Annotated in this window: 6 protein-coding genes, 3 tRNA genes and 1 pseudogene; 4 read left to right on the top strand and 6 right to left on the bottom strand. The window is 39.7% G+C overall.

The window, feature by feature from the left end; translation table 11 throughout:
* Positions 1-111 (top strand): annotated as a pseudogene (locus ASE55_RS20790) (DDE transposase); the annotation flags it as partial.
* 135 nt (positions 112-246) lie between these two features.
* On the opposite strand, the gene ASE55_RS14455 reads toward ASE55_RS20790, so the two are convergent.
* From ASE55_RS14455 to ASE55_RS14445, 3 genes are all read right to left on the bottom strand, one after another.
* Positions 247-319: transfer RNA gene (locus tag ASE55_RS14455), tRNA-Lys, on the bottom strand.
* A gap of 54 nt (positions 320-373) precedes the next feature.
* Positions 374-456, bottom strand: a tRNA-Leu gene (locus ASE55_RS14450).
* Between the two features lie 37 nt (positions 457-493).
* Positions 494-566 (bottom strand) — tRNA-Lys (locus ASE55_RS14445).
* 115 nt (positions 567-681) lie between these two features.
* On the opposite strand from ASE55_RS14445, the gene ASE55_RS14440 reads away from it, so the two are divergent.
* Positions 682-1,197 (top strand): shikimate kinase, encoded by a 516-nt coding sequence (locus ASE55_RS14440; protein WP_056221058.1) that lies wholly within the window; start codon positions 682-684, stop codon positions 1,195-1,197.
* Between the two features lie 9 nt (positions 1,198-1,206).
* Here ASE55_RS14440 and ASE55_RS14435 read toward each other — a convergent pair whose 3' ends face one another.
* Entirely contained in the window at positions 1,207-1,647 is a 441-nt protein-coding gene (locus ASE55_RS14435) for an RNA-binding S4 domain-containing protein (protein ID WP_056221055.1), read from the bottom strand.
* Positions 1,648-1,702: 55 nt separating this feature from the next.
* Between ASE55_RS14435 and ASE55_RS14430 the strand changes: the two genes are divergently transcribed.
* On the top strand, positions 1,703-2,452 hold the full coding sequence (locus tag ASE55_RS14430) for a hypothetical protein (protein WP_056221053.1): 750 nt from the start codon (positions 1,703-1,705) through the stop codon (positions 2,450-2,452).
* 47 nt (positions 2,453-2,499) lie between these two features.
* Here the strand turns inward: ASE55_RS14430 and ASE55_RS14425 are convergent, their stop codons facing one another.
* A complete protein-coding gene (locus ASE55_RS14425; protein ID WP_056221051.1) occupies positions 2,500-4,017 on the bottom strand; it encodes an FMN-binding glutamate synthase family protein in 1,518 nt (505 codons plus the stop codon).
* Between the two features lie 131 nt (positions 4,018-4,148).
* Here ASE55_RS14425 and ASE55_RS14420 point away from each other — a divergent pair, with 131 nt between their 5' ends.
* Positions 4,149-4,826, top strand: coding sequence for a hypothetical protein (locus ASE55_RS14420; RefSeq protein WP_056221048.1), 678 nt, complete (start codon positions 4,149-4,151; stop codon positions 4,824-4,826).
* Between the two features lie 8 nt (positions 4,827-4,834).
* Here the strand turns inward: ASE55_RS14420 and mtaB are convergent, their stop codons facing one another.
* Positions 4,835-6,181 carry a tRNA (N(6)-L-threonylcarbamoyladenosine(37)-C(2))-methylthiotransferase MtaB gene (mtaB, locus tag ASE55_RS14415; protein ID WP_056221046.1) on the bottom strand — a complete coding sequence of 449 codons (1,347 nt, stop codon included), beginning with the start codon at positions 6,179-6,181 and terminating at the stop codon, positions 4,835-4,837.
* Positions 6,182-6,259 lie beyond the last annotated feature (78 nt).

Genomic DNA, 6,259 nt, shown 5'->3' with positions numbered 1-6,259 from the left:
AATGCTTCCGCCGAGTCATTCAATGCTAAAATAAAAAACTTCAGATTACAATTAAGAGGCGTGCGGGATAAAACATTTTTCCTGTTCAGGTTGTCTAAACTTTTTGCCTAGTCCCCAAGTTTTGAGATTGATCGGCATTCGTCAATCCGGGACTATATACAAAATCAAAGGCCTCCTGTAGGAAGCCTTTGAAACACCAAATCACAAAATATTAATATGAAAAAAATTTACTTTTCAGTAAACTTGTGACCCGGCTGGGATTCGAACCCAGGACCCATACATTAAAAGTGTATTGCTCTACCAGCTGAGCTACCGAGTCGGCCACAATTAGAAGTGAAGTAATTCACTTTAATCATTAATTTTTCTTTTGCAGTGCCTGCGACTGGACTCGAACCAGCACATCCTTAGGAAACCACCCCCTCAAGATGGCGTGTCTACCAATTTCACCACGCAGGCAATAAAATTACAAAAATCCAGTAATTTTTTTTGCTAGTGACCCGGCTGGGATTCGAACCCAGGACCCATACATTAAAAGTGTATTGCTCTACCAGCTGAGCTACCGAGTCGGTCACTTTATCACCAAGTTTTCATTTAAGTAATGTCCCTTGTTTTAAGTGGTGCAAAGATATAGCTTTTTTTTATTTCTCAAAACTTTTTTGCAAATTTGTTTAAAAAAAATTCATGATAATTTCACTGGTCGGATACATGGGAAGTGGCAAAACTCACATTTCCAAAATATTAAGCGAGAAACTCAATTTTAAATTTATTGACCTCGATAAAGAGATTTTTCAGCGAAACAAATTAACCATTGCTGAAATATTTGAAAAAAAGGGAGAACTCTACTTCAGGAAGATGGAACGGGAAGTTTTAGAAGAAATCCTAGCGAAGGAAAAAAATGCGGTTCTAAGCCTGGGAGGCGGAACACCCGTTTATTACAACAATATGGAAATCATCAACAATAATTCAAAAAGTATATTTCTGAAGGCTTCTGTAGGCACCCTGTCTGAAAGGCTTTTCAAACAAAAGGAAAAGCGGCCGCTGATTGCCCATATTTCTGATGAGAACCTGCCTGAGTTTATTGCCAAGCACCTGTTTGAAAGAAATCAGTTTTACGGCAAGGCACAATTCAGCGTAAGTACGGATCACCGGCAGCCTGAGGGTATTGTGGATGAAATCATAGAAAAGCTCTATCTCTAGAGCTTTTACTTAATCTTCTTTTTTATCAGTATCATCATTGGTTTCTCCAAAGAAATCATCCCAATCCGTAAAATCTGAATCAACATCGTTTTCAACGTAATCGTCCATTTCCCTCCTGTCTTTTTTGGTAGGTCTTCCTTCTCCCCTGTTCCGGTAATAATCCTGGGACATCTTGCGCATTTTCAGCATTTCGTACTGTTCTTTATCCGTTACATCCTTGATATGGAGCGGCACCAGCTTGGCTCCCATCCTGCTTTTTGGGATCTGAATGACTTTAATTTTGTAGTCGATCTGGTTTTTACGGATCTTAATGATGTCTCCTTCTTTCACCTCTTTGGAGGATTTCACCACAGATTCGCCAATGGCTACCCTGTTCTTTTTAATTTCTTCTGTAGCAATGGTTCTTGTCTTATAAAAACGAATACTCCATAAAAATTTATCTATTCTCATAATTTTTTATACTTTTGCCGTTATATTATTTGTAAAGTAATTAAAGTTTTTTGAAATGAAAAAAATATTTTTATATATCCTTGCGGGATCACTGTGTTTTTCTGCCTGTAAAAAGGATGACGATGAGGTTGAAACTTTTGTAGAACCTGATGATATCGCAGTAAGAAACTCATATGACGACCAGGCCATTCAGAAGTACATGACTGAGAACTATCTGGATGCCCAGGGAAATATAAAAGCGTTCAGCTCTACAGATGCCGCTGATGATAATGAGAAAAAACTTTCTGAACTTAATCCTGTAAAACTGCCTTCCGGCGTAATCTATATCGTAAGAAACGGTGCACAGCCGGCTACAGGCGTAACGATAGAAGCGAATGCAGCCACCCAGATCAGAACCATGATCAGGGCCAACTATTTTCTTGCCACCAATACGGACGGCAATGTAGCTTTTGCATCCGGAGGAAGCCTTACGAATACCATTAACGGAGGCGGCTCGCCGCTTACCGATCCTTTGTTTTATTATGCTAAAAAGTCTGTCACAGACTTGGGGGCAACAGATATTGCAAAACAAAGAAGCTACTATGAAATTGAAGGGCTTCAGGAAGGCCTGACGTATTTCAAAGGATATGCAGATAAGGCGGACGGAGATCCTTATAATCTTCAGGGTGTGATTATCGTTCCTTCCAGAGCAGCTTTTGCAAGAGATGCCCATTACAACTACAACAATTTTTCTTTAAAGAATACTACGTTTGTCTTTAACTTTGAAATCTACAAGGCCAATACCAGGCCTGATGGTGATAAATAAAAATTAAAAAGCGCTCCTAATTTTTTCAGGAGCGCTTTTTTTATGTTTTAAAATGTAGCTTTATGCTTTACGTTTCCTAAAATATCCGGGAAATAATGATCTGACAGATGATCAAATTCATCGCCTCTCATGAACATACTGGCATCCACTTCTTCATAGGAACTCCTTCCAGCCGCTGCAATCAGCTCATTACAGGTATGAAGCGTATTTTTATGGAAATGGTACACCCTTTCAGCTTTATCGGTGACATCAAGGCCTTTAATCAGCATTTTATCCTGAGTCGCAACGCCTGTAGGGCAATTATTGGTATTACATCTCAAAGCCTGGATACAGCCTAAAGAGAACATAAACCCTCTTGCGTTATTACACATATCTGCTCCCATAGCTACAGCCCTTAAAATATCAAGACTGGTTAATACTTTTCCGCTGGCAATTACCCTTAATTTATCCCTCAGTGTATAATGTATCAGTGTTCTGTTCACATAAATAAGAGCAGGCTCCAGAGGCATTCCCACTCCATCTGAAAACTCAGGCGGCGCGGCTCCGGTTCCTCCTTCCGCACCATCAACCGTAATGAAATCAGGATAGATTTTCAGGACATTCATCTGGGCACAGATATCCTCAAACTCTTTCGTATCTCCGATACACAGCTTAAATCCGACAGGTTTCCCGCCTGAAAGCTCCCGCAGCTGCTGTACAAACTTCAGCAGTCCGGCAGCATCCGAAAAAGCAGAGTGCGACGACGGAGAAATAATGGTCATTCCCGGAGTTACGTGACGGATCTTTGCAATTTCCGGTGTATTCTTAACACCCGGCAGAACACCGCCATGTCCGGGTTTTGCGCCCTGTGACAATTTGATTTCAATCATCTTCACGTTCGGCAGATTAGAATATTTTGCAAATAATTCCGGACTGAAATTCCCTTCATCGTTCCGGCATCCGAAATATCCGGTCCCGATCTGCCAGCACAGGTCACCGCCCTCCATGTGATAAGGTGAAATTCCGCCTTCACCGGTATTGTGATAAAAGTTTCCTTTTTTAGCCCCTCTGTTTAACGAAATCTGAGCCCTGTCACTTAAAGATCCGAAACTCATAGCCGAGATGTTCAGTAAGGAAGCATGGTAAGGCTGTGTGCACTGTGCTCCTCCTACCCATACCCTCGGAAGGTCTTCTGCCGGAGACTTGGCATAGATGGAATGCTTAATCCCTTCATATTTACGGTGATTGATTTCCAGCTGTGTCCCGAAAGGTACCGTATCACTCAGGTTTTTAGCCCTTCTGTATACTGCAGAACGCTGATTTCGCGGAAAGGGCTTTCCATCCGTTTCCCTTTCAATAAAATACTGCTGCATTTCCGGGGAAATGCCTTCAAAAAAATATCTGAAATAACCTAATACAGGGAAGTTCCGCAGAATGGCGTGCTTTGTCTGATAGGCATTATAAACACCCAGAACGTATACTGCCGTTAAGAGCATGGGAATCCAGTAATGCGCCCTGATGAGCAGTGCCACAGCCCAGGTAACAATTACCAATACCAATCCCCAAGATAAAAATTTATCTCTCATAAGAATGTAGATTTAAAAGTTAGTAAAACTTAAATATAACGGAATTTAAGTAAAGTCACGATCAATCCCAAAGATTTAATAAAACTTTATAGATATCAAATTATTATCTTTAGAAAAAAATTAATCAACCGATGAATGTAAGCAAAAGAATTATCGAAAATTTTTATTACTGTACCCTTATTCTCTTTTTTATCACTTTTTCCATAAAAGGTTTTGGACAGCAACTGGTTCCTCGTAAAATCAGCGAAGATGTTTCAATACAAATTCCACAGGAATTCGTTACTACAGATACCTTAGGCCAGAATATAATCCGGGTGCCTTTAGAAGACGAGGTTCTTCTGATCATGAATTCCGATAAGAAATCAGATTCCTATATAGAAGACAAAGATGAACTTCTGAAATTTTATGAAGATTTCCAGACAGGAATGTTAGATGAAACCAAAGGAAAACTTATCAACAAATCGTTTATACAGATCAATGGATTATACTTTCTTAAATCAAGTTTCAGAACCAGAATCAGCGGTACTGATAAGATTTGGAATAATTATCTGCTGTTGCTTAATAAAAATTCATACACTTTTATCCTGATGGCTTCTCCTGAGAGTACCAAAAATACGCAGTTCTTTGAGGAAAAAATCATTCCTTCGATTAAATTCAGGAAAGGCCTGACTCAGAAAAATCAATTCAACACCGATAAAGAAGATTCACCGGCATATAATATCGGCAAACTGGTGGGAACGCTTTCTTTTTACGGATTTATAGGCGGTATTATTCTATTTTTTATATTAAGAAAGAGAAGAAATAAATAGGCTTAGGCTTAAATCTTTTCTAAGAAACTTTCAAAAGAATTCATAACAGAAACGGCACCGTCTGCCTCAATTTTTTCAAGCTTTAAAAACTCAATCTGATTAACAGAAGCCGGATCGAAATTTTTCTGGACCCTCACATAATTTTCTGTGAACCCGAACATTTTTCCGTCTTTATTTTCGTGCTCCCAAAGAACAGGAAGCGTTTTTCCAAGCTGGGTGTGGTAGAAGGCCATTTTTTTCTTTTCGGAAAGAATCCTCAGCATTTTATTGCGTCGCTTTCTTTCAGGGATCGGTACAATACCTTTCATTCCGGCAGCTTCGGTATTTTCTCTTTCAGAATACGTAAAAACATGCAGATAACTGATAGGAAGTTCATTGAGGAAATTATAGGTTTCCATAAATAATTCTTCAGTTTCTCCCGGAAAACCAACGATAACGTCAACCCCGATCGCCGCATGAGGCATCACTTCACGGATTTTATTCACCCGGTTTCTGTAAAGCCCGGTAAGATAACGGCGTTTCATTTTTTTTAGTAAATCGTCACTTCCCGACTGTAAAGGAATATGGAAATGCGGAACAAAGCTTCTGCTTCTTGAAACCAGTTCGATGCTCTCATCTTTCAAAAGATTGGGCTCAATGGAAGAAATACGGATTCTTTCGATCCCGTCTACCCTGTCTAATTCTTTAATTAAATCTAAAAACGTATGCTCGTGTCTTTTGTTTCCGAACTCACCTTTGCCGTAATCGCCGATATTCACTCCCGTCAGAACAATTTCCCTGATATCTCTTGCTGCAATTTCCTGAGCATTTTTCAATACATTTTCAATGGTATCTGACCGGGAAATCCCTCTGGCTAAAGGAATCGTGCAGTAGGTACACTTATAGTCACAGCCATCCTGGACCTTTAAAAAGGCTCTCGTTCTGTCTCCGATGGAATAACTTCCGATAAAGAAATCGGTTTCTTCAATTTCACAGGAATGAACAATCCCTTCACTTCCTGACTTCTCCAGGTCATCCAGATAACTTAGAATATTGAATTTTTCTTTGGCACCCAGTACCAGGTCTACTCCTGTAATCTGAGAAATTTCCTCAGGCTTCAGCTGGGCATAGCATCCTACGATAACCACCAGTCCTTCAGGATTGGCTTTCATTGCTCTTTTTACATGAAGCTTACATTCGCGGTCTGCATTTTCCGTTACTGAACAGGTATTGATGACATAGATATCCGCTTTCTCGTCAAAACTTACCTTATCATATCCTGCATCGGTTAGCTGACGGGCAATAGTGGATGTTTCCGCAAAATTTAATTTGCAGCCAAGGGTATGAAATGCGGCAGTTCTGTGAAATTGAGACATTTATTGTTTCTGAATTTTGTGGTTGCAAAGATAATAATTTAATATGAATTCTAAATTGATTGATCTATTGCTTAAATT

It is taken from the genome of Chryseobacterium sp. Leaf201 (assembly GCF_001421435.1).
Lineage (GTDB): Bacteria > Bacteroidota > Bacteroidia > Flavobacteriales > Weeksellaceae > Chryseobacterium.
The sequence above is the reverse complement of the archived record's forward strand: the minus strand, read 5'-3'. Positions and strand labels throughout refer to the sequence as shown.

Coding starts and splice junctions, on each gene's coding strand:
- ASE55_RS14440 (WP_056221058.1), top strand. CDS start 682: ATGATAATTTCACTGGTCGGATACATGGGAAGTGGCAAAACTCACATT.
- ASE55_RS14435 (WP_056221055.1), bottom strand. CDS start 1,647: ATGAGAATAGATAAATTTTTATGGAGTATTCGTTTTTATAAGACAAGA.
- ASE55_RS14430 (WP_056221053.1), top strand. CDS start 1,703: ATGAAAAAAATATTTTTATATATCCTTGCGGGATCACTGTGTTTTTCT.
- ASE55_RS14425 (WP_056221051.1), bottom strand. CDS start 4,017: ATGAGAGATAAATTTTTATCTTGGGGATTGGTATTGGTAATTGTTACC.
- ASE55_RS14420 (WP_056221048.1), top strand. CDS start 4,149: ATGAATGTAAGCAAAAGAATTATCGAAAATTTTTATTACTGTACCCTT.
- mtaB (WP_056221046.1), bottom strand. CDS start 6,181: ATGTCTCAATTTCACAGAACTGCCGCATTTCATACCCTTGGCTGCAAA.